Raw genomic sequence first — 23950 nt, 5'->3', positions numbered from 1 at the left:
GCGAGACACATCCGCAGTATTAAGTCCGTTCCGGAAATTGATCACGCAATATGGAGTACGAACTGGCGATCGACGGGACGCCCGAGACGGTTCCAGGGGGGACCGGGATTCTCTTGCTTCACCCGAGCACCGGTGAGACGGACCGAATCGACACGGATTTCCTCAAGACCGACACCGACAACTTTCTCGTCGTCTCCACGCGGACGACCGCCCGCGAAGTCAGACAGAAACTCGAGTACTACGACGTCGACGAGAACCGCGCCGAGATTCTCGACACGCTGAGCATCGAACGCGGCTACTCGCGACGCTCCAGCGACGCCGTTCACTACGTCGCCGCACCGGACGACGTCGACGGCATCGTCGACCACATCGACGGCTTCCTCGACGATCACGACGGCAAACTCCGGATCAGCTTCGACTCGGTCACCGAACTCGCCTACTACGCCGGCGAGGAACAGGCCCTTTCCGCCGCCGAGCGGATCCTCTCGCTGCTCGAGGAACACGACGCTGTCGGACTGTTCCACCTCTCGGAGGATCCACACGACGAGGCGTTCGTCGACGAGTTCCGCGCGCTGTTCGACGGTACCATCGACCTCGACGAGGACGGCAGCGTCGACGCGAGCTTCTGAACGCACGAGCCGCGGTATTTCACCGTTCACCACACTCATGCCCACTGGGTACAACAAACTCGTCCGCGATCGCATTCCCGAGATCATCGAAGAACAGGACGAGCGCCCGGTAACGCACGTCGCCGACGACGAGGAGTACGCCGACAGACTCGCGGCGAAGCTTCTCGAGGAGGCGAGGGAGTTCGAGGAGTCGAGAGACCCCGAGGAACTGGCCGACGTGCTGGAGGTCGTCGACGCGATTCTCGAGGCGCAGAATCGATCCCGCGAATCCATCGAACGCACGCGTCGCGAAAAGCGAGCTGAACGCGGGAGGTTCGAGGAGCGGATCGTCCTCGAGCGCGTCGAGGACGACTGAGTCGGCGCCGTCTCCGTCGCGAAAATACGCTCGCTACTCCTCGAGCGCGTCGAACGTCTTCTCGGCCCACGTGATCGCGTAGTCGGGGCCGTGCTCCCGGTAGGCCTCGGTGTCGAGGGCGGCGAACGGCGCCGGGAGTTCGATCGCGTGCTTGAGCGCCGCACAGGCTAGCTCCGTCGCGTCCGCGAAGTCGGTCTCGCCGCGGGCGACGGCGCGCGGGAGCCCCGAGACGCGGTCCTCGAGTCGTGTTCCGGCGTCCTGCCACGCGTCGGCGAGTTCGGGATGGTCGGTGCGCCATCCGGCAAACACCTCGCGCGTGTGAAGTCCCTTCCAACCGTCGTAGAGCGCGGCGGCGACCTGATAGGTACCGCCGGCGTCGAGGGCCGTCGCCCTATCGAGCGCGCGGTACTCCTCCTCGAAGAAACCGATGAAGTGTTCTGGAACGTCGAGTCCGACCTCGACGAGCGCTTCCGCGAGCAGAAAGTTCAGGAACGGCTCCGGCGATCCCCCCACGCGGGGTTTGACGATGATCGTCGGCGGTTCGGTCTGGCGCGTCCAGGCGATGCTGCCGTCGCCCGGCATTCCGATCGTGAAATCGGAACCCGCGTAGCGAGCGAGCAGTTTCGGCGCGTCCGTCGGGAGCCACTCGGTAGGGTAGCTCGTCGGCTCGAGCGCGTCGACGAACAGTCCCACGTCCTCGGCCTGGGCTGGCGGGAGCGTCTCGAAGTCCCGCTCGCAGTCGACGACGACGGCGTCGGGCGCGTGCTCCGCCCGGATCGCCTCGACCGGGCTCGAGAGCTCTCGAAGCTCGAACATCAGACGAAGACTGTCTGGAAGATTGTCAGGGCCGACAGCAGCGCCGATGCAGCGACCGTCGCGAGGACGACCTTGGTTGCAGTACTCATATGCTGAGGCTATCGGTCGCGTCGCTTAAATCCATCTGTCTCGGCCGAAATCACGCCCGGATCGGCGTTTTAACGGGCCGTCGCTGTCTCCCGGGGATCGTCCTTCCCGGACTGGACCCGAGGGCATCGTTTCCCCGGAACGAGGCCACACGGCGGTGATTTTCGAAACCGGGCTCGAGCCGGGAAGGAAACGATAGTAGTCGCTGAAAATCAGTGCACACCCGATCGCACGACAGGAGCGCGGTTCGGAGCGAGCGACGCAAGCGAGAACCGCGGACAGTGCGATCGGTGTGTAAATCGTTTCAGTTGGTGCTATAAGTACGGTCGTATCGGAGTGCTCTAAAGGGAGAGCGGTGCGGTATGAGGGTCGGCACCATCGGTCGAACGAAATCGGTGCGATCGAAGTTACTCGTCCGCGCCGTCGTGCCACGAATCCGGGACGTCGATAACGTACCGCCCGTCCTCCTGGAGAGAGATGATGTACTCGTCGCGGTTGTAGAGCTCCATGAGGTTGAGCTTGTACTGTCCGGGACGAACGATCTTGATACTCTCGAACTGCTCGTTGAGTTCCGCCCGGAGATCCTCGATCGACGGCTGTTCACCTGACGGCTCGCTAACGACCCGGCCGTCGTTCGGCGGCTGGTCGTCCTCGCTGCCTGCGCCGGTTTCCGCGCTTCCGCCGACATCGGTGACCACTCCGGAGCCGCCGTCCTGTCCGGCGTCCGTCGGGAGATCGTCCGCCGGAACGACTTCGCTACGAGCGCTCGCCTGTGCAGAGTCCTCTGATTCGACCGGATGTACGGTCGTCTCGACCTCCGTTATCCCAGCGGGCTGATCGTTCGCTACTCCAGCGGATTGATCGTTCGTCACAGACCGTGGAGCCGTAGTCTGCTCGGTCGACGACTGTGTAGTCACGGACCGATCGTCTCCGGACTCGGTTCCGGACGACCGGTCTTCCGGGCGGCGAGCCGAGTCCGGCCACTCGGAGAACCCGTCGCTCTCGGCAGCCGACGTCGTCCCGGACTGGGTTTCGCTCGAGGACGATGCCGGCTCCGACGGACGCCGCTGCTCGGCGTTCTCGGGGGTCGTCGACGGTGACTCGGCGTCCGTCGTCTCTGTCGCCGTTGCGTTCGTCGTCGCTGCGTCCGCTGTCGTCGTGTCCGCCGGATCTGTCGTCGTTGGGTCTGCCGTCGACCCGCCGCTCGACCCCGAAGAGACCCTTGGGTCTGCCGTCGACCCGCCGCTCGACCCCGAAGAGACCCATCCACGAACTGTCTCCGCAGCGCGGGACGCGACGCCGTCCGGGTTCGGTTCGGACTCATCCCCGGACGGCGTCTCGGCCGCGCCCGTTTGTTCTCCACCGGCTTCAGCATTCGGTTCAGAAGCGGTACCAGCGGCCGTCGTGCCCGAACTCGGCGCGAACTGGAACTTGTTCCCGCCACAGTCGGGACAGCCCGAGAGCATCTCCTTGGAGCCGTCGGGGAACGTGCGGCCGCAGTTCGTGCATTGGTGTGGCATTAGTTACGGGACACCAGCGCGCTGATGAGCGTTTCGTCCTTGTGGAGCGTTTCGATCTGGTTCGCCGGCCCGATCACCGTCAGCTTCGCAGTCGACTCGTTCGACCCCATGATGCGGCCGAGCAGCGACGAATCACGCGTCTCCGATTTCGGATACGTCTCGATCTCGATCCCGTTGAAGCCGTCGGGGCTGATCTCGGCCATCGTCATCTCGATGAGTTTGCTCTCCTCGTCCGGGGTCAGCCCCTCCTCGAGAATGACGATATTTCCGTCGTGGACCCCATCGAGGATCATCCGGATCTTTTCCGTCGTCGCCATCCGATCCATCCGCTCGCCGCTGATGAGGTCGATTTGCACACCGTCCGGGCCGTCCAGGTCGTCTGCGTTAGTTGCTTTCGGCATCGTAATCACCCGAAGTACTCTGCGATGTTGTCGTAGACCTCGTCCATGTTTTCTCCCTCCTTTGCAGACAGCGGCACCGTCTTGTGCTGCGGGAACGCGTCCTCGATTCGTTTGACACTCGACTCGTCGAGGTCGATCTTGTTCGCGAAGATGAGTACCGGTAGATCGCGTGACTCGACGATGCCGATCAGCATCGTGTTGACCTGCGTGATCGGATCTTTTGCGCTGTCCAGTACGTAGATGACGCCGTCGACGTCCTCGCGGAGCCAGTGCATCGCCTCGGCGACCCCCTCGGTCGCCTCGCGAGACCGACGAATCGCGTCCTCCTCTTCCATCTCGTCGGTGAACTCCTCGTAGTCGACTTTCGTCGTTACACCGGGCGTGTCGACGATATCGATCGACACCGACTTGCCGTTGCGCTCGATCTCGACGTCTTCTTTCCTGCGTGCACGGCGTGTTTCGTGTGGAACGTGACTCTCCGTACCGATCGCGTCGCCCGTCCAGTCACGAGCGATCCGATTCGCGAGGGTCGTCTTTCCAGCGTTGGGCGGTCCGTAGATACCGATTCGTTTGGGTTCCGCGTCGGTAAACAACCGATCCGTAACCCGGGAGACACTATCCTTGAGTTCTGTTAACAATCCCATCCTTTGGGGCCCTCCAGCACCGCGGGGTGCATCTGCGCGTACTACAAACTGAACCCACTTAAGCCTACGTCAGACGTGTTTACTATCCAACGGATTTGAATTATCAGTATCCGCGGTGAACTGATCGAATACGTGCGAGCGACGGCCGAATCGTCGATTTGCAGTAACCTGCGAAAAGATGTAGTCAGTCACCATCTAAGAGGGGCGGTAACATGAATCGATAGTAGGATGGTACCGTTCTACAGTAAGAGTGTCGAGTTCACGTTATCGGTAGTGGTCGATCGCTATTTCGATGGGTGTTATCCCGGCGGACCCACCCCCACCCCTTCGTTTCAACTGGAGAGTGACGATGGTATGGGGGAGGATCGGTGGAGAACGGTTCGAGAGAGACCCTGGTTTCCTCTCGAGACGGGCGCTCGAGCCGTCTCGACCGGAAATTCGGGGAGAACGAAGGGACTAGTAACTCGAGCGGGTTAGAAAGAGAATTCTAGTAGTAACTAGTAATATAAACGCCCTCTCCTAGTAACAGCGCTCTTTTGCTAGTGCTGCGGATATTGTTTCTGCCCTACTATTATAAAACCTTCCATCCCAAAAACTCTCGTTCCCACCCCCTCCTTCGGACGGTTCCACCTGAAACGAAGGGGTGGGGGGTTACCCCGTCCATCGTGACCAGCGTTATCACTCCCCGTGGTCATCTTCCTCTCCTTCCGGCAGAATCCCGCTCACCTATCGATCGACCACTACACTATCTGTGATGACACCTTCGGAGACACACGACGTGAGGATTCGCTATCACACGAATTGCCCGGTACGTTCCAGCGCTCGCTCCATCCTTTTCCGGCGTTCCGCTCTTTTTGACCTTGGAACACGCTACTCACGGCCGGCTGGTTCGACGCTCTCTCGGAGTGACCGAGTACCGAGCAAACGGAGGAGCCGCCACCGTCAGTTTTCGAGCGCTGATCGACGCAGCGTTCGGTACGATGTGTTAGCGTTCGACTCGGTGCAGCGGTGATCGTCGCGTTCGACGTGAAGGAGAGGTACCCGAACCGATCCGACGTCGGCTAAACGCTTCGGGGCGAAACGAACACGAGTCGTTCGGAGATAGATTGATCGCCGCAATAGCCGGTTCCAGTTCCTGTAGAGGGGGTACTCGGCCTCCACTACTAACCGATGTGCCCGCCCGCGTGAAAAACACGTTACACTGTGCGTGAGTGAAAGGGAAGAATTTAATATCTCGGTCTTCCTCTGTTTCGTTTGCATCAACTGGATCCGGATCGGGTAACCGTCATACTGGATCGGCTTCAATGGCCATCCTGGCGCCGATATTCCTGCTTTCTGGACCAGTGTTCCACACGAAACAAGGGGGTACTCGAACGACTGATGTCAGATGACAACTCGGAGATACCAGGGGCGGACGAGGTCGAACCCGACGGAACACACGGATTTTCGACGCCGCTCGAGGAAACGGCAATCGGCGACGACGAGCCGAATCAGGGATTGTTCGACGACCTGCTCAGCGGGGAGCCGATCTTCGAGAACAAGGAGGTTCTCAGACCCTCCTATACGCCACACGAGCTCCCGCATCGAAGTGATCAGATCAACAAGATGGCGACGATCCTCGTCGCCGCACTCCGCGGCGAGACGCCGTCGAACATCCTGATTTACGGCAAGACGGGAACGGGGAAGACCGCGAGTGCGAAGTTCGTCAGCAAGGAACTCGAGAGCACCTCCCAGAAGTACAGCGTCCCCTGTGACGTCGAGTACATCAACTGCGAGGTTACCGACACCCAGTATCGCGTCCTGGCACAGCTCGCGAACAAGTTCATCGAGAAGAACAAGGCGCGAATCGACGAAAAGGTCGCCTCCCTCGAGGAACTCCTCGAGACCGTCGAACAGTACGAGAACGAGGCCCCCTCTCGATCCGAGGATGGATCACCGACCGACGGCGGGACGAGCGACGACCCGTTCGAGTCCGCCGTCCAGCAGGGCCGATCCGCCGAAGGCGACCCGCTCACCGGCGAGGAAAAAACGGACGGCAGTGGCGTTTCGTTTGCAACCGAAACCGACGCTGTGTCCCGTGATTCTCCACTAGAAACAGGGGGGTCTACATCCGACTCAGTCGAGGACGAACCATCGCCGACGCATCCGCTCGAGTCGACGCCGTTTACCGCCGTCGCCGAAGTCGAGGATCGAATCGCTTCCCTCGAGGCGGACAAGGAGTCCTTCGAGGAGGTCCCGATGACGGGGTGGCCGACGGATCGGGTCTACAGCGTCTTCTTCGACGCCGTCGACTACGACGAGCGCGTCGTCGTTATCATGCTCGACGAGATCGACAAACTGGTCGAGAAGAGCGGCGACGACACGCTCTACAACCTCTCGCGGATGAACTCCGAACTCGAGAACTCGCGAGTCTCGATCATCGGCATCTCGAACGACCTCAAGTTCACCGACTTTCTGGATCCGCGCGTGAAGTCGAGTCTCGGCGAGGAGGAGATCGTCTTCCCGCCGTACGACGCGAACCAGTTGCGAGATATCCTCCAGCACCGATCGGAGGTCGCGTTCAAGGGGAACGCGCTCTCGGGCGACGTGATCCCGCTGTGTGCGGCCTTCGCTGCACAGGAACACGGGGACGCCCGTCGGGCGCTCGACCTCCTCCGGACAGCGGGCGAACTCGCGGAGCGATCTCAGGCCGAGACGATCGTCGAGGAGCACGTCCGGCAGGCCCAGGACAAGATCGAACTCGACCGCGTCGTCGAAGTCGTCCGCACGCTCCCGACTCAGAGCAAACTCGTCCTCTTCTCGACCATCTTGCTCGAGAAAAACGGCGTTCACAGCATCAACACCGGCGAGGTGTTCAACATCTACAAGCGCCTCTGCGAGGAGATCGACGCCGACGTCCTGACCCAGCGCCGCGTCACCGACCTCATCAGCGAACTCGACATGCTCGGCATCGTCAACGCCGTGGTCGTCTCGAAGGGACGGTACGGCCGAACGAAGGAGATCAGTCTCTCGGTTCCGATCGACGAGACCGAGGCCGTCCTCCTGAGCGACTCGCGCCTGAGCAACATCGACGACGTTCAGCCGTTCGTACAGGCCCGCTTCGAGAACTGACGATCGGGAACGGCGTCCCGGAACCCCTCATTTCGACTCGAGACCGGTTCGGATCGACCGTTTCGGCGACTCGAGACCGCCAGCATTCTGCTCGAGACCACGAGCGACACGAGAGGCTGGGCGAGCGTTCGATCGATACGGACGGCCGAAAAACCGAGCGAGACGGGGGATCGATGGCGTGTTACGCCAGACGGGGTTACGCGCGGCGGGATTACTCGCGGCGGAAACGGCCGGCGGCCATCGCGACGCCGGTTCCGGTTGCGGCGGCGCCCGTCGCACCGATTCCGCCGACGACGGCGCTTTCGTCGGACAGTCCCGCCTCGTTCTCGAGCGGACTGCTGACCGTTTCGATCGTCGGCTGAGGCGCGACGAGTTCACCCAGGATCGAGTCGAACGTCAGCCGGACGTAGCCGAGCCACGGGATCCGGAAGGTCGCCTTTCCGGTGACCCACCCGGGCTGGACGACGTCAGTCTGTGCGCCGGGGCCCTGCTGGTACTGGTCGTAGTAGCTGTTGGCGTCACCCTTCGTGACGAAGCCGTCGTGATTGGCGGGACAGGTCTGAAGCTGTTCGCAGGTCGCACCGTTGACGTACTCCTCGTTCGCCTTGGTGTCGACCCAGTTTTCATCCTCTTGGACCCAGAAGTGAGCGCGGTGTATCACGGGTGTCCGGAACTCGTCGCCGTTCGGCTCGAAGATGATGACGTCACCCGGCTGTCCGAACTTCTCGTGGCCGTTCCCCTGGCCGCTCTCGAGGGTGACGACGCCGGTCTCGCCGGCGGGATCGTCGCCGACGAAGCGGTCGTCCGCGACGACGAAGATGAGATCACCCTTCTCCATGTTCGGTTCCATACTGCCGCTCTCGACGGCGACCAGCGGCGGCCAGATGCCACTGACCGCAAAGAGGAGGAGTCCGATGACCACGACGATGGCGACGCTGCTCAGGACGTCGCGCACCAGGACGGCGGAGTCGTCGTTCGTCTTGAGGAACCAGCGGAGGACCCCGTCGTCCTCGATCGAGACGCCGGCGCCGTCGCCGTTATCTGCGCGCCCGTTGCGTGCGGCCGCGTTCCCGTCTCGAGCGCCGTCAGGGACGCCCTGACGAGTCCCACCGGCGGTCATCTCGTCCTGGTCGGGAGGCGGCGCTCTACCGTGGTCCGGATCGCCGGTCCCGTCCGATCGGTCGTCGTGCGGATCGTGGCGGCTGGACTCACCGGTGTTATCGCTGCTGTCGTCGACGTCTCCGGGGTCGGGACCGCTCATCGTCCCGTCTTATTCCGGGACCGACAATCAAGGTTCTGTTCGCCGTACCGATCTGCATCCGCTATCCTTTTGCCCCCGGTCGCGAATGCGAGGCGTGTGCCACTCGAGGGGCCCGCCCGGATCGTCAGCGAACTCACGAGCCGCGGCTACAACGCCGAACGCGAGGCAGTAACCCGAATTGCGTCCGCGGACGACCCGGTAACGGTGCTCGAGCGCGTCATCGAGGAGCTTCCGTCGGACGCGCTGGTCGTTCGTCTCGAACACGTCGAATCGGTCCCGAACGAACTGAGCGGGTCGGACCGACGGAATCGCGGATCGAACGCCACCGACGACGCCCGAACCGCCGGACCGGATGCCCCGTCCTCGCCGACCGACTCCTCCGCTTCAACTGGAGCTCCGCAGACGAATACTCAGCCCACTGCAGGAGGTAGTCCAGTTGAAACGAAGGGGGTGTCTCAGGGCGCCGGCAGGTCGTCGGATCCCGACGAACGCTCGCTCGAGATCGTCGGCGACATGACCGGCGAGAGTACGGGGACGGGAGAGTACGGCGACTTCGTCTCCGTCTTCCGGGACCGACTCGAGCGACTGGGGTCGAAGCTTCGCGGCCGCGTCAACCACCGGCCGGCGACGGCCATCCAGTCGATGCCCGGCGGTAGCGACGCCGCGATGGTCGGTCTGGTCAACGACATCCGGTCGACGGCGAGCGGTCACTGGCTGATAGAACTCGAGGACGCCACCGGAACCTTCCCGTGGCTGGTGATGAAGGATCGGGAGTACGTCGACCTCGTCGACGAACTGCTCCGTGACGAGGTGCTGGCGATGGAGGGGACGCTCGCCGACGACTCGGGGATCGCGTTCGTCGACTCGATGTACTTCCCGGACGTTCCGCGGACGCACGAGCCCTCGACCGCCGATCGTCACGTGCAGGCGGCGCTCATCAGCGACGTCCACGTCGGCAGCCAGGAGTTCATGGGCGACGCCTGGAACCGCTTTGCCGACTGGCTCCACACGGAGCAGGCCCAGCACGTCGAGTACCTGCTGATCGCGGGCGACATGGTCGAGGGCGTCGGCATCTATCCGAACCAGGACGAGGAACTCGACGTCGTCGACATCTACGAGCAGTACGAACTGTTCAACGAACATCTCAAACGGGTTCCGGGCGACATCGAGATCGTCATGATTCCGGGGAACCACGACGCGGTCCGCCTCGCCGAACCTCAGCCCGGATTCGACGAGGAGCTCCGGGGGATCATGTCCGCGCACGACGCCCAGATCGTGAGCAACCCGTCGACGGTGACGCTCGAGGGCGTCTCCGTCCTGATGTACCACGGCGTCTCGCTCGACGAGGTGATCGCGGAACTTCCGGAGGAGAAGGCGAGCTACGACGATCCCCACAGGGCGATGTACCAGCTTCTGAAGAAACGTCACGTCGCGCCGCAGTTCGGCGGTCACACTCGACTCGCCCCCGAAGAACGGGACTACCTCATCATGGAGGAGGTCCCGGACATCTTCCACACGGGCCACGTTCACAAGCTCGGTTTCGGCAAGTACCACGACGTGCTCGCGATCAACTCCGGCTGCTGGCAGGCCCAGACGGACTTCCAGAAGAGCGTCAACATCGATCCCGACGCCGGCTACGCGCCTATCGTCGATCTCGACACGCTCGACGTCACGGTCCAGAAGTTCAGCTAGCGGGGTCCAGCCGGAACCGAACCGTCGAGGCGCCTTCGAACTGCGGCCCCCGTCCTCGTTTCTCGAATCCCAACTCCTCGGCGGCGTCCTCGATCGGGTTAGCGCCGGACGCGACCAGAACCTCGACGGCCATCGACTCGCGTCGGGCGAACCGAACCGGTTCGGCGAGCAGCCGTTTGCACGCTTCGGGGGTGCCGTCGAGTTGGGTGACGTGAACGGTGTCCTCGCGGGCGTCGAAACTGACGAATCCGAGCAGATCCTCGGGATCCGAGCCGCTGTACTGCGATTCCGAGACGTCCGCGTTCGGATCGTGGGTTCCGTCCTCCGCGACACGCACCGTTCGGTCGTGGACCAGATTTCGCATCACGTCGGTGGGTGAGTCGGCGATCGCCGCCAGCGCGTCGGCGTCGGCCTCGAGTGCGTCCCGTACGTTCATTCGAATGTGGTAATGATGCGCACGAACATAAATCCAGTCGGCATCCGACGATAGAAGAGGGTCCCATCACGACCGTCGGCGTTCGCGAGTCGTCGCGTGACGACGCGATCGTCGTACTGTCGACTGTAACCGTTTGTGGGATTTGCCGCGGTCGTCCGGCGAATTAACCACACTGACTTCCAGCCGACAGTATACCCGGCTTCGGGTAAAAATGAGGACGATGAGACACAGTTATCTGCTCGCTCTTGCAACCACCTGCCATGAGTCAATCCACCAGTGCGCTTCCTCTCGGTGAGGTGGTAGCATGCGCGTCGTAGTGAAGTTCGGCGGAACGAGTCTCGGCAGCGGCGACCGGATCAACCGGGCCGCGGACTCGATCGCGGCCGCCGTCGAGGACGGTCACGAGATCGCCGTGGTCGCGAGTGCGATGGGGTCGACCACCGACGACCTGCTCGACGAGATCACCTTCGAGACCGACGAGGCGGACCGCGCCCAGATCGTCAGCATGGGGGAACGAACCTCAGTTCGGATGCTCAAGGCCGCACTGACGGCCCGCGACGTCGACGCGACCTTCCTCGAGCCCGGTAGCGAGAACTGGCCCATCGTCACCGACGAGTACGGCGAGGTCGACGTCGAGGAGACCCAGAACCGCGCGTTCGAGGTTGCCGAGGATCTCGACGAGACGGTGCCGGTGATCACCGGGTTCCTCGCCGAGGGGCCGGACGGCTCGATCACGACGCTCGGTCGTGGGGGCAGCGACACGACGGCGGTCATGATGGGCAAGTACATGGACGCCGACGAGGTCGTCATCGTCACCGACGTCGAGGGCGTCATGACGGGCGATCCCAACGTCGTCGAGGGTGCCCGAAACGTCGGCGAGATTTCCGTCGACGAACTCCGGAACCTCTCGTTCCGCGGTGCCGAGGTCGTCGCCCCCTCCGCGCTCTCCTACAAGGGCGGAAAGCTCGACGTCCGCGTCGTCCACTACCAGCACGGCGACCTCCTCTCCGGCGGGACGAGCATCGAGGGCGAGTTTCACAACCTGGTCGACCTTCGCGAGCGGCCGCTGGCCTGTCTGACGGTCGCAGGCCGCGCGATCCGTAACCAGCCCGGCGTCTTCAACCACCTCTCGAAACCGCTCAGCGAGAGCGATATCAACGTCGACGCCGTCGCGAGCGGACTCGACAGCGTCACGTTCTACGTCGACGAGAAGGAGGCCGAACGCGCCGAGAACATCCTCCACCGCGAGGTCATCGCGCGCGACGAACTCTCGAGCGTCACCGTCGACGAGCCGCTGGCGGTCGTTCGGGTCACGGGGGGCGAACTGCCCAACCAGCCGGGCATCATCAGCGACATCGTCAACCCGCTCTCCGAGGCGCGTATCAACGTTCACGACATCATCACGAGCGCGACGAGCGTCGCCATCTTCGTCAACTGGGAGGATCGAGAGCGGACGCTCGAGTTGACCCAGGACCTGTTCTAGGCTCGACCACCGTCCGATCGCGGCCGTTTTACTCCTCCTCGTGCGGGACGGTGGCTTTCACGACGAGAACGCGGAACTGAGGCCGCCGAGGGCACCGAAACCGGCGCTTTCACTCACCGTTACGTTTCCTGAGAAGTTACAGATGGCAGATTCAGGCTCAACGCACTTTTAGCGTCCGCCCGAAACTCGAAGTATGTTAGAACTCGCAATCCTGTTCTTCGTCATCGCACTGATCGCCGCCGCCGTCGGTGCGACCGGCGTCGCAGGAATCTCGATGACCATCGCCAAGTGGCTCGTACTGGTGTTCCTGGTGCTCGCCGTGCTGTCGTTCCTGCTCTGATAGCAGGCGACGGCCTGTAGTCCGATCCCGGACCGCCGTCTCGAGCACGGACACGAACCACCCGCTGAACATACCGCGGATGCCGCGCGGTTTTTACGCCGATCGCTGACCCGTAGCGTGACGTTTTGCTCACTACTGGCAGCATTCGGACAGCGAGTTCCACATCGATTCGCCGATGGGAGGGTCGTGACGTTCGTGCCCAGGACCTCTCACTCGAATTGAACTGTATGGCGCGCGAACCGGTTGTATGGTCGGTTACAAGTCGAAGCTGGTCGAACAGATCCGGCTTCCTCGCGAGCGCAGCGAGAGCGAGCCCTCGAAGCGGCAGGGTACAACGTCTTCAATCTCTCCTCGGACGACGTGTTCGTCGATCTGCTCACCGACAGCGGGACGGGCGCGATGAGCGACGAACAGTGGGCGGCGCTGATCCGTGGCGACGAATCGTACGCGGGGTCGCGGAGCTTCGACGAACTCGAGTCCGCCGTCGAGGAAGTGATGGGGTTCGAACGCGTGGTGCCGGCCCATCAGGGGCGAGGCGCGGAGAACGTCCTCTACGGGACGCTGATCTCTGAGGGCGATATCGTCCCCAACAACACGCACTTCGACACGACGCGCGCTCACATCGCCAACCAGGGGCGGAGCCGGTCGACTGTCCGGTCGACGACGCCACAGATCCGGACGTGGAGGGTGATTTCAAGGGGAACTTCTCGCTCGAGCGGGCCCGCGCGGTCGTCGACGAGTACGGTCCAGAGCGGGTTCCGGTCGTCGTTCAGACGATCACGAACAACTCCGCGGCGGGACAGCCGGTCAGCGTCGAGAACACGCGCCGCGTCCGGGACTTCGCCGATCAGATCGGCGCGACGTTCGTCATCGATGCCTGCCGGTTCGCCGAGAACGCCTACTTCGTCACCCAGCGGGAGTCCGAGTTCGCCGACGTCTCGGTCGCCGAGGTCGCCCGCGAACAGCTTTCACTCGCCGACGCGCTCGTGATGAGCGGCAAGAAGGACGCCCTGTCGAACGCCGGCGGCTTCGTCGCGACCGACGACGAACGGCTGTACGAGCAGTGCAAGCAGCGAGCGATTCTCTACGAGGGCTTTCCGACCTACGGCGGGATGGCCGGCCGGGACGTCGCGGCGATGGCAGTCGGTCTTCGCGAGGCGGTCGACGAGGCCTACGTCGCCGACCGCGTCGAACAGATCCAGGAACTCGCCTCGATGCTCGAGTCGGTCGGCGTCCCGCTGTACACGCCCGCGGGCGGACACGCGGTCTACCTCGACGCCGGCGCACTCTTCTCGCACCTCGAAGCCGAGGAGTTCCCCGGACAGGTGCTGGTCTGTGAACTCTACCGCGAGGGCGGCGTTCGCGGGGTCGAACTCGGAAGCTTCGCGTTCCCGGGAACGGATCGACCGGAACTCGTCCGACTCGCCGTCCCGCGACGAATGTACCACCGGGAGCACCTGGAACACGTCGCCGAGACCGCGGCCGGGGTTCTCGAGCGCCGCGAGGAGGTCTCCGGCCTCGAGATCGTTGACGAGCCGGAGATGAAGGAAATCCGACACTTCACGGCGACGCTCGAGCCGATCACGCCCTGACGCCGCCGATGCGAAGCGGCTGCTGTAGGTGGATCGTACGCGGCTGTACGGCGGCCTTACGACGGCTCGCTCACTGTACGTGAACGAAAACTATGGTGGCATCGTCCGATGCCCGTTTCGGGTGTCGATCGATGACTGACCACGATTCAACTAGACGAACAGCGCTCAAACTCCTCGGCGTCGGAGCCGCCGCGACCGCGGGTTCCGGCCTCGTCGCGGCCGATCACCACGACGACGAGAAACCGGATCACGATGACGCCGAGAAGAAAAACGAGAACGCGGATGACCGCCCCGACGAGGCCGACGTCCAGGGCCTCTACGTCGCGCGACTGATGCCCCAGGAGGGCGTCGAAACGGACGCGAGCGGGCTCGCCGTCTTCCAGCACCGCGACGGCGAACTGACGTTCGCGCTCACGCTCGCGAACATCGAGAATACGTTCATGGCGCACATCCACGAGGACGAGCCCCTCGGACCCATCGCGGTCTGGCTACACGACTTCGAGACGCAGGACGAGGAACTCGTCGAGGGCACGTTCACCGGCCTGCTGGACGCGGGAACGATCACCGACGACGTCATCCAGGCTGGACGCGCTCCGGAGGCCGAGTCCCAGACCGTCCAGCAACTGGTCGCGAAGATCGAGGCGGGTGAGGCGTACGTCAACGTCCACACCGAGGAGTATCCGGGGGCGAGCTGCCGGCCAGATCGAGCCGTTCGACTTACGCCACCTCCGCGACCTCGAGTTGTAACGGGGCGCTCTCCTATTTTTGTCGCGCGGCGGCGTCCTTCCTCGATTCTGGCTGGCGTAAAAAAATCGCTCGCGGGCCGGCGGATGAGCTATCGGCCCGAGATCGCGTCCTTCGCGCGGCCGCGGAACGTCGGTTCCGGTTCGGATTGGCTACCAAACTTTCGCTTCGCGAGGGTACGAACGCCCTCTCGTGCCGCTTCGGACTCCGCGGCGCTGGCCAGCCAGTCCGGCACCTGCGATTCGATCTCTTCCCGTTTTTCCGCCTTGAGCTGACTGTACTTCCGGAGCGCTACGCCGACGCCGATGAAGAGGCCGGCGTCGATTAGTTCCGTCCGGAACCGTTCCCGGTCCTTCCGTACCGCGATTGCCTTCAGGAGCGAGATAATACCGATCGCGAGGTACAGCTTCGAACTCTTCGACGGGTCTCCGCTGAGCATCCGTTGTATCGCCATGCGAAGGCTCGTACCACGCGCTGGGTGTTAAAGTTCCGCCGGCAACCGACGGCTTCCGTCACGGCTCCTCGCTCGCCACGGCGACGCCGCGGTGTCGCCGGTCGTCGATCGGTTCGATCGCGAACCCGAGCGTCTCGTAGAACGGGCGGACGCCGTCGTCGAACCGCGCCGTGAGCCGCCGCTCTCGCTCGAGCGCGCGTTCGACCAGCGCTCGCCCGATACCGCGCCCCCGGTGGCGACGCCGGACGCCGACCGCCGAGACGTGCGCGCCGCGCTCGCGGGGCTCGAGGACGAGCGCGCCGAGAATCCGCTCCGCCGTTCCCTCGGCACCCCCGCTTCTGCCGCGGCGGTCCCCGGCGACGAAGACGTCGCCGTCGCCGATCCGCGTCTCGACGTCGCCGGGGTCGAGCATCGCGCCGTCGAGGATCCGTCGGACCTCGAGCGCGTCGTCGGGCGTCGCCGTCCGGACGTGCATCGGTCGAACGGAGGGCGGTGAGCGCAAACAACTCATCGGTCTCGGGCTAGCCTGTCGCGTCGCCACGACTCGAGGGCTGCGACCTGGTTGAACGTGTAGATGTGGACGCCGCGAACGCCGTACGCGGGATCGGTCGCGGCCGGCGCGAGGCCGTCGATCAGTTCGTCGGGGGCGTAGGTTCCGCGCGCACCGACGAGGCGGCGGAGGAGCCCCACGATCCCCTCGGTTTTCCGGAGGAAGCTGATCGACTCGCCGACGCCGATTCGCCGGGAGACGTCCAGCAGGCGACGCGAGTCCAATACGCCTGGAATCCCGATCTCGACGGGAAGCTCGATCCCGCGCGCTCGAAGGTCGGCGATCCACTCGAGGACGGTCTCGTGGTCGTAACAGAGCTGCGTTACGACGTAGGTCGCGTACGGCGCCTTTCGCGCCAGCGAGTCGGCGAGGGTCTCGTCGTCGATGACGGGGTGGCCCTCGGGATAGCCGGTGATACCCACCTCCTCGAACCCGTACTCGAGGTCCGCGAGCGCCGAGAGCAGCGCGTGCGACGAGTCGAACGCGCCGATCGGCTCGTCGCGGTCGCCGCCCGGCACGAAAATATCGGTAACTCCGGTGTCGGTGAGGCGAGCGGCGATCCCCTCGAGGTGGGCCTCGTCGCGGACGTAGCGGGCCGCGACGTGAGGAACGACCGCGTAGCCGCGCGCGGCCGCGGTCTCGGCGCGGTCGATCGTCGCCTCGAGTCCCAGCGACGGCGACGTGGTGATCGCGACCGTCGCGCCGTCGGGCAGCCGTCGCAGTTGCTCCTCGAACCCCTCGAGGGGGAGCAGTTCGAATCGGGGCTCGCCGAGCAACGCGCGCACTCCCGGCGCCGGTTCCGTGTCTGGTGTCATGCGTATCGTGCGGATCGCGGCGCGTCGAGAACCGAGGCTCCCGACGCTCGCTACGTTAGACGCGGATCGCTACGTATGTTTGGCTTCGCGGACCGGGCGGCACCGAGCGCGTCCGGGCGCGAACGGTCGGTACCGCGACGTCGCCGATCTCCGCAGGGATCCCGGATCGTCTCTCCCGATCCGTAACGTGATCCGGTTATCGCCTGTAGAAACTCTTCTGGAAACGCCGCTCGAGAACCGACGGATGCGGAGAACGCTCGAGGCGAAACTGCATTCGGTTACTCGTCGTCCCAAAACTATTTGCCGGTTCGGTGGATCGTGGTATCTATGACGATACAACGACGCGAGTTCCTCGCGTTAGCCGGGAGCGGTGTCGCTGCCGGACTCGCCGGCTGTACGGCCATGAATGACGGCGGCGAAGACGACGACGGACCCGCGATCAACGGCGAGAGCATCACGCTCACGACGACCACGAGCACCTACGACACGGGTCTGCTCGACGAGGTGAACGCGTCGTTCGAGGACCGGTACGGGGTGAGCGTCGAAACGGTCCCGCAGGGAACGGGTGCCGCGCTCGAAACCGCCCGCAACGGCGACTCGGACGTGGTCCTGGTTCACGCACGCTCGCTCGAAGACGAGTTCCTCAGGGAGGGTACGGCGTCAACCGTCGCGATCTCATGTTCAACGACTTCGTCACCGTCGGGCCGTCGGACGATCCGGCGGCGATCGGGACGGAAAGCGCCACCGAGGCGTTCGACGCGATCGCCGCGGCGGAAGCGACGTTCGTCTCGCGCGGCGACGAATCCGGGACGCACACGAAGGAACTCGCGATCTGGGACGCGGCCGAAACGACCGACGACGATCTCGGCGAGTGGTACCGGGAAGCCGGCCAGGGGATGGGGGAAGTGCTCACGCAAGCCGATCAGAGCGGCGGCTACACGCTCGCCGACCGCGGAACGTACCTCTCGATGCAGTCGGACATCGACCTCGAGATTCTCGTCGAGGGACCGATCGAGGGCGGCCCGGAACTGCTCGCGAATCCGTACGGAATCGCCGCGGTTAACCCCGCGGTCCACGAGAACGTCGAGTATGACCTCTCGATGGCGTACATCGGTTACCTCACGAGCGCCGAGGGCCAGCGGCTCATCGAGGAGTACGCCGTCGACGGCGAACAAGCTGTTCTTCCCCGAGGCGCTGGCCGAAGAGCCGAACTTCCAGCAGTACGTTCCGGAGGACTGGGAGGGAGCGACCGACGACGACTGACACGCGATAGGGATGATACCTGGAACCGGATCGCTGGTGCCGCTGTTGATCGAGTTCCCCTTCGAGTGGACGTACATCCGGAGCATCGTCTACGTCTCGCTGTACGTGAGTCTTATCGCGGTCGCGCTGAGCACGCTGTGTAGCCTCCCGGTCGCGCTCCTGATCGGATTCGCGGAGTTCCGGGGCAAGCGGCTACTCGCGTCGCTCATCAACACCGGGATGGGGTTTCCGAGCGTCGTCGTCGGCCTCCTCGTTCTGTTTGCGGTCTCGAACCAGGGGCCGCTCGGGTCGTTCGAACTCGTCTTCACCCGCGAGGCGATGATCGTGTCGCAGTTCGTCCTCGCCGCGCCGGTCATCACCGGCGTCAGTCTCGCGGCCGTCTCGAGCGTCGATCAGGGCGTCCGCGACGCGGCGTTCGCGATCGGCGGAACGCGGTTCGACGTCGCCCTCGTCACGATCAAGGAAGCGAGATACGGCATCGCGACGGCCGTCCTCGCCGGCTTCGGCCGGGCGATCAGCGAGGTCGGCTCCGTCCTCATCGTCGGCGGGAACATCGCCGGACCCGACGGCGAATCCTACACCCGAACGCTCACGACCGCGATTCAACTCGAGGCGCGACAGGGCCGGTTCGAGACCGCGCTGATCCTCGGGGCGCTGCTCGTCGCCCTGGTACTGCTCGTCAACGCTATCGTCGTTCGGCTGGGGAGCGACTCCGGGGGGTACCGGTGACGCTCGACGTCGCCGACGTTCACCACGGCTACGACGGCGACCCGGTCTTCGAGAACGTCTCGCTGTCGGTATCGCCCGGAGAAGTCGTCGCGATAATCGGTCCGTCCGGGGTCGGTAAGTCGACCCTGTTGCGCCTGCTCGCGCTGTTCGAGCGGCCGGAGCGCGGACGGATCGAGTACGACGGTACCGACGTCTGGGCCGCCTCGGAGCGGCGGCGCCTCGCCTGTCGCCGACGGATCGGAATGGTGTTCCAGGAGGCGAACCTGTTCGACGCGAGCGTCCGCCGGAACGTCGAGTACGGGATCCGCGTCCGTCGGTCCTGGCTCGAGCGGGCGAAGTGGACGCTCGAGTCCCTCACCGGGGACGCGCCCGGCGCGGGGACCACCCTCGAGGCGCTGGATATCGTCGGCCTCGCCGACGACGCCGAGCAGAGCGCCGGGTCGCTCTCGGGCGGCGAGGCTCAGCGCGTCGCGTTCGCCCGCGCGCTCGCGTACGATCCCGACGTCCTGTTGCTCGACGAGCCGACGTCGGACCTGGATCCGCGGAACACGGCCGTCATCGAGGACGCGGTGCTCGAGGCGCGCGACCGGGACATCGGCGTCGTCGTCGCGACCCACGACATGAACCAGGCCGAGCGCGTCGCCGATCGGGTCGCGGTCCTGCTCGGCGACGGCATCATCGAGGTCGGCGAGACGGCGACGGTCTTCGACGACCCGCGGGACGAACGCACCCGGAAGTTTATCGACGGCGAACTGCTCTATTGAGCAAGACCGCACGGAGACAGCGATGGGCATCGAGAAGGACTTCAGCACGAAACTCTCGGCCGGCGACGTCACGATCGATCGCCGCGACATCGAGATGCTCGCGGCCGTCGACCGAGAGGGATCGATGCACGGGGCGGCCGAGGAACTGGGACGATCCTACGCTCGGCTCCAGAACCGGATCGTCGAACTCGAGGCGGAGGTCGGCCAGCTTACGGAACGTCAGCGCGGCGGCCGCGGCGGCGGCGGGACCAGGCTAACCGATACCGCCCACGAGCTACGCCGACGGTTCGACCGCTACGAGACCGAACTCGACGGCGTGGCGACGGTGACGGAGTCGGTGTTCACGGGAACCGTCGACGAGCGAACCGGCGAACTCGCGACCGTCGAGACGGCCGCCGGTTCGGTCGTAGCAGTGCCGCGGACCGCGCGCGAGGTCCAGATCGGCGTTCGCTCGGACGCGGTCGTCCTGACCGACCCGGACGAAACGCCCGAACCCGACGGGACGAGCCTCGAAACCGCTTCGACGGAACGGTAACGAACGTCGAAGCGGGCGAGGAGATCGCCAGCGTAACGCTCTCGCTGGCAGAGGGGTCGATCTCGAGGCGCTCGTGACGCGCTCGAGCCGCGAGCGACTGGCGCTCGAACCCGGCCGGGAGGTCGTCGCCTCGTTCAAGGCGACCGCGGCGAGGGGGACGCGACTCGAGTCCAGACGGGACTCAGGGAGCCGCCCTTGATCAGCCGCAACACCGTCACGCGCTCGCTCTCGACCGGCTGATCCTCGGGGACGGGCCGTCCGTCGACCAGGACGCTCACCTCGTGGGGGCTGAGGTCGACCTCGCGGAGCAGGTCCGCGTAGGTCGGCTCCGGCGCGTCGGTCGCCACGTCCTCGAGCGCGAGTTCGTGGCTCCCCTCACCCTTGACGTCGACGGTGACGTGCATGGTCGTCCTTGCTCGAGTGTGGACTTGAGCGCGTCGACTGGGCGAGGGGTTCGAGATCGTACGACCACGGTTCCGTTACGTAGAGATGCGAACGTATCATCACCTGCCGAATCACCCATCAGCGGGTACAGTTAGGGGGAAAACAACATAGAAAATGAATGCAAGACCGATTCCAGTCCCAATAGCGGAGAAAGTCGCCTCCTGCCAAGACTCCCCAAACCCGCCGATCCCGATTACAAACCCCAGACCTAAACCAAGGAACAGTCCTGAATGGCTCTCCGAAACGGAGATTGAAAAATATCACTCATATCTGAAAATAGCTGTCATGGCTTATAAATTATAACAATTGTACGATACATTGCGGCTGCTCATTGTCTCACCTGGATATAACGATACCCTTCAGCTGATACTCCTACTGGACCAAGGAATGTCTACGTCCTCCCCAACCGATTCGTTCGCTGACGGGTTGTTTCTCCCCGTTCGCTCACTCATCCCTCGCACGGCGTCGGCCTATCGCTCGCTGTTCGCTCGCGGTTCCCCGTGGTCACCGCTCGCCTTCCGAGGCGCTCACGGTGCTCGCGCCTCGCTCCGCTCGCAATAGCCCAGCGTACGCCACCGCGAGGTGTTCGCTCGGCTGAGAGAGGTGATGGTTCGCCGCACAGCAGTCACACGTGGGCCTGCGTAACGGGCGCTGGCAGAGGGGATCGGTCGACGTTAATCGCTCGCCGACTCGTCTGGACCGATCCGATCCCGTCGCTCGGGCTCTCGAGCCCTCGCCGTCCGCCGATGGCCGTACAGTCCCCGGGCCAGCGCACCGAGTCCGAGCAGGAGGATGAGGAAGTTGAGCAACCCGCCGACGAAGGGAATCTGTGCGAGCACCGCGCCGCCGAGCAGGCCGACGACGAGCGCGAGCCACCGGTTCTCGACGTCGGCGTACGAGAGGAGCCAGGCGGCGACGGCGAACCGGCCGTAGACGACGCCGATCCAGACCAGGAGTACGAACAGGAGCGCGCCGACGACGGTGACGGGGATCCCGACGATCGTTATCGCGACGGCGACCAGCAGGATCGGCACGCCGACGAGGACGCCCAGCCCCGCGAGGCCGCTCCTGACGGGATCGGTCGCGACGCGGCGGGCGACGCCGTCGGAGAACCGGGGGAACAAGCCGAGCAGTATCGCACCGAGCAACAGGTTCAGCACGAACGCGTAGGCCGCGAAGAGCCACCCGGCGAACGGCTGGAGCGTCGGCTCGATGCCGATCCGCGAGTCCTCCGTGATCTCGCCGGCGACCGCGTCGGTGTTGCCCTCGAGCGTGCCGCTGTACCGGAGATCGCCGCCGATGGCCGCGTTTTCGCCGAGCCGGATCGTCTCCGCCCCGACCGCCGCGTCGCCTGCGATCGTGCCGTCGATCTCGACCGCTCCGGCGCCGGCCTCGAGCGAGCCGCCGATCGTCGCGCCCTCGGCGACGGCGAAGTTTCCGCCGGCGCCGCTGACGTCGCCGTCGACGGTGCCGGTGATCTCGACGTTGCCGGACACGGCTTCGACGTCGCCGCCGACCTCGCCGTCGATGTGGACGTTGCCCGCGAACGCGCTGACGTCGTTGGTGACGGTACCGCTGATGATCACGGTGCCCGCGAAGGCTTCGATCTCGTCGACCGTCTCCCCCTCCTCGACGACGATCGTCCCGCCGGCCCGTTCGTCCGACTGGGCGGCGACCGACGCCGGCATCGTCCCCAGAAGGACGACGACGAGCAGGACGATCGCGACTCGCGCTCCGATGGCCGTTCGAAACCCCATACACACCGCACATCGTGTGAGATGAAAAACATGTGTCTCACCCGTCGCCAGTTAGAACAGTTCGATCGCGTTTCCGGTTCCGGACGGAGCGGCTGGATCGGTAGCCGTTCCGTGGGCCGTCTCGAGGACGCCCTTCGGGCGATTTATCTGCCGGCCGCCCCTTGCGACCGGTATGAGCGAGGCCGACGCCGAGGCGGCGGAGCCGACTCCCGGCAAGACCGAAGTCTGGATCGAGAAGTATCGCCCGGAGCGGCTTGACGAGATCAAGGGCCACGAGAACATCGTCCCGCGGCTGCGACGCTACGTCGAGCAGGGGGACCTCCCGCACCTCATGTTCGCGGGGCCAGCCGGAACCGGGAAGACGACCGCATCACAGGCTATAGCCCGCGAAATCTACGACGACGACTGGCGCGAGAACTTCCTCGAGCTGAACGCCTCCGATCAGCGCGGGATCGACGTCGTCCGCGACCGGATCAAGGACTTCGCGCGTTCGTCCTTCGGCGGCTACGACCACCGCATCATCTTCCTGGACGAGGCCGACGCGCTGACGAGCGACGCCCAGTCCGCGCTGCGTCGGACGATGGAGCAGTTCTCGAACAACACGCGCTTCATCCTCTCGTGCAACTACTCGAGTCAGATCATCGACCCAATCCAGTCGCGGTGTGCGGTCTTTCGGTTCACCGAACTCACCGAGGAAGCCGTCGAGGCGCAGGTCCGCGAGATCGCCGAAACTGAAGGGATCGCGGTCACCGACGACGGGGTCGACGCGCTGGTCTACGCCGCCGACGGCGACATGCGAAAGGCGATCAACGCCCTGCAGGCCGCGGCCGTGATGGGCGAGACCGTCGACGAGGAGACGGTGTTCGCGATCACCGCCACCGCCCGCCCCGAGGAGGTCGAGGAGATGGTTCAGCACGCCATCGACGGCGACTTCACCGCCGCCCGAGCGGCGCTCGAGGACCTCCTGATGGACCGCGGCCTCGCCGGCGGCGACGTCATCGACCAGCTTCACCGTTCGGCGTGGCAGTTCGACCTCCCCGAACAGGCCACCGTTCGGCTGCTCGAGCGCCTCGGCGAAGTGGACTACCGGATCACCGAGGGGGCGAACGAACGGCTGCAACTCGAGGCGATGCTGGCGTCGCTGGCGCTCGAGGACGAATAACCGCGACCGCGATCCGGCCGCGGTTATCGATCACCGCTCGAGTTCGAGTTCCGAATTGAGCGAGGTGCCGTCGAACGCGTTCTTCCAGTCGACCGCCGTCCCAGTGACGTCGACGCGAGTCCCACCCTCGTCGCTCTCGCCGATCGACACCGACCAGCCGTGGGCTTCGGCGATCCGTCCGACGAGCGCGAAGCCGTCGCCGCGACGATCCAGTGCCTCGGCGTCGGTCTCGTGGAGATCCTCGCGCTTCGATTCGGGAATCGCGTCGCCGTCGTCGGCGACGAAGAACCCGTTCGAACTCGAGCCGACGTGGATCGTCATCGGTTCGGCACCCCTGCCCCTGGAGTCGCTCCGCCGGAACAGTCG

22 protein-coding genes and 4 pseudogenes are annotated in these 23950 nt (G+C 64.6%); 13 read left to right on the top strand and 13 right to left on the bottom strand.

The annotated features are described in order from the left end of the window. Positions 1 to 50 precede the first annotated feature (50 nt). Complete coding sequence (locus NED97_RS00125) at positions 51 to 629, top strand: DUF7090 family protein (RefSeq protein ID WP_252488716.1); 579 nt, start codon at positions 51 to 53, stop codon at positions 627 to 629. Between the two features lie 37 nt (positions 630 to 666). Further along, positions 667 to 984 (top strand): nucleoside triphosphate pyrophosphohydrolase, encoded by a 318-nt coding sequence (locus NED97_RS00120; RefSeq protein WP_252488715.1) that lies wholly within the window; start codon positions 667 to 669, stop codon positions 982 to 984. A gap of 33 nt (positions 985 to 1017) precedes the next feature. Here the strand turns inward: NED97_RS00120 and NED97_RS00115 are convergent, their stop codons facing one another. The 5 genes from NED97_RS00115 to NED97_RS00100 form a co-directional block, all read right to left on the bottom strand. After that, positions 1018 to 1800 (bottom strand): DUF7089 family protein, encoded by a 783-nt coding sequence (locus NED97_RS00115; RefSeq protein WP_252488714.1) that lies wholly within the window; start codon positions 1798 to 1800, stop codon positions 1018 to 1020. Next, on the bottom strand, positions 1800 to 1889 hold the full coding sequence (locus tag NED97_RS23420; protein WP_455429865.1) for a hypothetical protein: 90 nt from the start codon (positions 1887 to 1889) through the stop codon (positions 1800 to 1802). The genes NED97_RS00115 and NED97_RS23420 overlap by 1 nt, the downstream gene beginning before the upstream one ends. 405 nt (positions 1890 to 2294) lie before the next feature. Then, positions 2295 to 3407: an OapC/ArvC family zinc-ribbon domain-containing protein gene (locus NED97_RS00110; RefSeq protein WP_252488727.1), complete on the bottom strand. Its 1113-nt coding sequence runs from the start codon at positions 3405 to 3407 to the stop codon at positions 2295 to 2297. After that, a complete protein-coding gene (locus NED97_RS00105) occupies positions 3407 to 3808 on the bottom strand; it encodes a DUF2073 domain-containing protein (protein WP_148856824.1) in 402 nt (133 codons plus the stop codon). Before NED97_RS00105 ends, NED97_RS00110 begins: the two co-directional genes overlap by 1 nt. 5 nt (positions 3809 to 3813) lie before the next feature. Further along, a complete protein-coding gene (locus NED97_RS00100) occupies positions 3814 to 4452 on the bottom strand; it encodes an Era-like GTP-binding protein (protein WP_252488712.1) in 639 nt (212 codons plus the stop codon). Positions 4453 to 5832: 1380 nt separating this feature from the next. Between NED97_RS00100 and NED97_RS00095 the strand changes: the two genes are divergently transcribed. After that, on the top strand, positions 5833 to 7563 hold the full coding sequence (locus tag NED97_RS00095) for a Cdc6/Cdc18 family protein (protein ID WP_252488711.1): 1731 nt from the start codon (positions 5833 to 5835) through the stop codon (positions 7561 to 7563). A gap of 211 nt (positions 7564 to 7774) precedes the next feature. On the opposite strand, the gene NED97_RS00090 is transcribed toward NED97_RS00095, so the two are convergent. Continuing rightward, on the bottom strand, positions 7775 to 8824 hold the full coding sequence (locus NED97_RS00090) for a S26 family signal peptidase (RefSeq protein ID WP_252488710.1): 1050 nt from the start codon (positions 8822 to 8824) through the stop codon (positions 7775 to 7777). 96 nt (positions 8825 to 8920) lie between these two features. Between NED97_RS00090 and NED97_RS00085 the strand changes: the two genes are divergently transcribed. Further along, the gene (locus NED97_RS00085; RefSeq protein ID WP_252488709.1) at positions 8921 to 10516 is read left to right on the top strand and encodes a DNA-directed DNA polymerase II small subunit; all 1596 of its coding nucleotides are present in this window, start codon (positions 8921 to 8923) and stop codon (positions 10514 to 10516) included. On the opposite strand, the gene NED97_RS00080 is transcribed toward NED97_RS00085, so the two are convergent. Next, a complete protein-coding gene (locus tag NED97_RS00080; RefSeq protein WP_252488708.1) occupies positions 10509 to 10952 on the bottom strand; it encodes a hypothetical protein in 444 nt (147 codons plus the stop codon). The two genes, NED97_RS00085 and NED97_RS00080, sit on opposite strands and share 8 nt — an antisense overlap. 304 nt (positions 10953 to 11256) lie before the next feature. Here NED97_RS00080 and NED97_RS00075 point away from each other — a divergent pair, with 304 nt between their 5' ends. The 4 genes and pseudogenes from NED97_RS00075 to NED97_RS23185 all read left to right on the top strand — a co-directional run. Next, positions 11257 to 12435: an aspartate kinase gene (locus NED97_RS00075; protein ID WP_252488726.1), complete on the top strand. Its 1179-nt coding sequence runs from the start codon at positions 11257 to 11259 to the stop codon at positions 12433 to 12435. Between the two features lie 193 nt (positions 12436 to 12628). Next, complete coding sequence (locus NED97_RS00070) at positions 12629 to 12775, top strand: DUF1328 family protein (protein ID WP_252488706.1); 147 nt, start codon at positions 12629 to 12631, stop codon at positions 12773 to 12775. Positions 12776 to 13022: 247 nt separating this feature from the next. Next, positions 13023 to 14367, top strand: a pseudogene (locus tag NED97_RS00065) (tryptophanase). A 92-nt stretch (positions 14368 to 14459) separates the two neighbouring features. Beyond that, positions 14460 to 14993, top strand: a pseudogene (locus NED97_RS23185) (CHRD domain-containing protein); the annotation flags it as partial. Between the two features lie 209 nt (positions 14994 to 15202). Here NED97_RS23185 and NED97_RS00055 read toward each other — a convergent pair. From NED97_RS00055 to NED97_RS00045, 3 genes are read right to left on the bottom strand one after another with little or no spacing between them, the layout of a single operon-like run. Then, positions 15203 to 15565: a hypothetical protein gene (locus NED97_RS00055; protein WP_252488703.1), complete on the bottom strand. Its 363-nt coding sequence runs from the start codon at positions 15563 to 15565 to the stop codon at positions 15203 to 15205. 58 nt (positions 15566 to 15623) lie between these two features. Continuing rightward, positions 15624 to 16040 carry a GNAT family N-acetyltransferase gene (locus NED97_RS00050; protein ID WP_252488725.1) on the bottom strand — a complete coding sequence of 139 codons (417 nt, stop codon included), beginning with the start codon at positions 16038 to 16040 and terminating at the stop codon, positions 15624 to 15626. 32 nt (positions 16041 to 16072) lie between these two features. Beyond that, a complete protein-coding gene (locus NED97_RS00045; protein WP_252488701.1) occupies positions 16073 to 16930 on the bottom strand; it encodes a methylenetetrahydrofolate reductase in 858 nt (285 codons plus the stop codon). A gap of 327 nt (positions 16931 to 17257) precedes the next feature. Between NED97_RS00045 and NED97_RS00040 the strand changes: the two are divergent. From NED97_RS00040 to NED97_RS00025, 4 genes and pseudogenes are all read left to right on the top strand, one after another. Beyond that, positions 17258 to 18193 (top strand): annotated as a pseudogene (locus NED97_RS00040) (substrate-binding domain-containing protein). A gap of 12 nt (positions 18194 to 18205) precedes the next feature. Next, positions 18206 to 18922 (top strand): ABC transporter permease, encoded by a 717-nt coding sequence (locus NED97_RS00035; RefSeq protein WP_252488699.1) that lies wholly within the window; start codon positions 18206 to 18208, stop codon positions 18920 to 18922. Then, the gene (locus NED97_RS00030; protein WP_252488698.1) at positions 18919 to 19686 is read left to right on the top strand and encodes an amino acid ABC transporter ATP-binding protein; all 768 of its coding nucleotides are present in this window, start codon (positions 18919 to 18921) and stop codon (positions 19684 to 19686) included. Before NED97_RS00035 ends, NED97_RS00030 begins: the two co-directional genes overlap by 4 nt. Before the next feature lie 22 nt (positions 19687 to 19708). Continuing rightward, positions 19709 to 20420, top strand: a pseudogene (locus tag NED97_RS00025) (TOBE domain-containing protein). Here NED97_RS00025 and samp2 read toward each other — a convergent pair. Beyond that, positions 20356 to 20625: a ubiquitin-like small modifier protein SAMP2 gene (gene samp2, locus NED97_RS00020; protein ID WP_252488724.1), complete on the bottom strand. Its 270-nt coding sequence runs from the start codon at positions 20623 to 20625 to the stop codon at positions 20356 to 20358. The pseudogene NED97_RS00025 and the gene samp2 overlap by 65 nt on opposite strands. Positions 20626 to 21339: 714 nt before the next feature. After that, entirely contained in the window at positions 21340 to 22422 is a 1083-nt protein-coding gene (locus NED97_RS00015; protein WP_252488695.1) for a bactofilin family protein, read from the bottom strand. Between the two features lie 172 nt (positions 22423 to 22594). On the opposite strand from NED97_RS00015, the gene NED97_RS00010 reads away from it, so the two are divergent. Next, complete coding sequence (locus NED97_RS00010) at positions 22595 to 23584, top strand: replication factor C small subunit (RefSeq protein ID WP_252488694.1); 990 nt, start codon at positions 22595 to 22597, stop codon at positions 23582 to 23584. Between the two features lie 30 nt (positions 23585 to 23614). Here NED97_RS00010 and NED97_RS23310 read toward each other — a convergent pair whose 3' ends face one another. Continuing rightward, positions 23615 to 23905: an ATP-binding protein gene (locus NED97_RS23310; RefSeq protein WP_407075228.1), complete on the bottom strand. Its 291-nt coding sequence runs from the start codon at positions 23903 to 23905 to the stop codon at positions 23615 to 23617. Between the last annotated feature and the right edge of the window lie 45 nt (positions 23906 to 23950).

It is taken from the genome of Natronococcus sp. CG52, assembly GCF_023913515.1.
Classification (GTDB): domain Archaea; phylum Halobacteriota; class Halobacteria; order Halobacteriales; family Natrialbaceae; genus Natronococcus; species Natronococcus zhouii.
Note: the sequence above shows the minus strand (reverse complement) of the source record. Positions and strands in the feature narration are given on the sequence as shown.

Excerpts from the sequence above, each read along its gene's own strand:
- NED97_RS00125 (WP_252488716.1), top strand. The coding sequence starts at position 51 with ATGGAGTACGAACTGGCGATCGACGGGACGCCCGAGACGGTTCCAGGG.
- NED97_RS00120 (WP_252488715.1), top strand. The coding sequence starts at position 667 with ATGCCCACTGGGTACAACAAACTCGTCCGCGATCGCATTCCCGAGATC.
- NED97_RS00115 (WP_252488714.1), bottom strand. The coding sequence starts at position 1,800 with ATGTTCGAGCTTCGAGAGCTCTCGAGCCCGGTCGAGGCGATCCGGGCG.
- NED97_RS23420 (WP_455429865.1), bottom strand. The coding sequence starts at position 1,889 with ATGAGTACTGCAACCAAGGTCGTCCTCGCGACGGTCGCTGCATCGGCG.
- NED97_RS00110 (WP_252488727.1), bottom strand. The coding sequence starts at position 3,407 with ATGCCACACCAATGCACGAACTGCGGCCGCACGTTCCCCGACGGCTCC.
- NED97_RS00105 (WP_148856824.1), bottom strand. The coding sequence starts at position 3,808 with ATGCCGAAAGCAACTAACGCAGACGACCTGGACGGCCCGGACGGTGTG.
- NED97_RS00100 (WP_252488712.1), bottom strand. The coding sequence starts at position 4,452 with ATGGGATTGTTAACAGAACTCAAGGATAGTGTCTCCCGGGTTACGGAT.
- NED97_RS00095 (WP_252488711.1), top strand. The coding sequence starts at position 5,833 with ATGTCAGATGACAACTCGGAGATACCAGGGGCGGACGAGGTCGAACCC.
- NED97_RS00090 (WP_252488710.1), bottom strand. The coding sequence starts at position 8,824 with ATGAGCGGTCCCGACCCCGGAGACGTCGACGACAGCAGCGATAACACC.
- NED97_RS00080 (WP_252488708.1), bottom strand. The coding sequence starts at position 10,952 with ATGAACGTACGGGACGCACTCGAGGCCGACGCCGACGCGCTGGCGGCG.
- NED97_RS00075 (WP_252488726.1), top strand. The coding sequence starts at position 11,257 with ATGCGCGTCGTAGTGAAGTTCGGCGGAACGAGTCTCGGCAGCGGCGAC.
- NED97_RS00070 (WP_252488706.1), top strand. The coding sequence starts at position 12,629 with ATGTTAGAACTCGCAATCCTGTTCTTCGTCATCGCACTGATCGCCGCC.
- NED97_RS00055 (WP_252488703.1), bottom strand. The coding sequence starts at position 15,565 with ATGGCGATACAACGGATGCTCAGCGGAGACCCGTCGAAGAGTTCGAAG.
- NED97_RS00050 (WP_252488725.1), bottom strand. The coding sequence starts at position 16,040 with ATGCACGTCCGGACGGCGACGCCCGACGACGCGCTCGAGGTCCGACGG.
- NED97_RS00045 (WP_252488701.1), bottom strand. The coding sequence starts at position 16,930 with ATGACACCAGACACGGAACCGGCGCCGGGAGTGCGCGCGTTGCTCGGC.
- NED97_RS00035 (WP_252488699.1), top strand. The coding sequence starts at position 18,206 with ATGATACCTGGAACCGGATCGCTGGTGCCGCTGTTGATCGAGTTCCCC.
- samp2 (WP_252488724.1), bottom strand. The coding sequence starts at position 20,625 with ATGCACGTCACCGTCGACGTCAAGGGTGAGGGGAGCCACGAACTCGCG.
- NED97_RS00015 (WP_252488695.1), bottom strand. The coding sequence starts at position 22,422 with ATGGGGTTTCGAACGGCCATCGGAGCGCGAGTCGCGATCGTCCTGCTC.
- NED97_RS00010 (WP_252488694.1), top strand. The coding sequence starts at position 22,595 with ATGAGCGAGGCCGACGCCGAGGCGGCGGAGCCGACTCCCGGCAAGACC.
- NED97_RS23310 (WP_407075228.1), bottom strand. The coding sequence starts at position 23,905 with ATGACGATCCACGTCGGCTCGAGTTCGAACGGGTTCTTCGTCGCCGAC.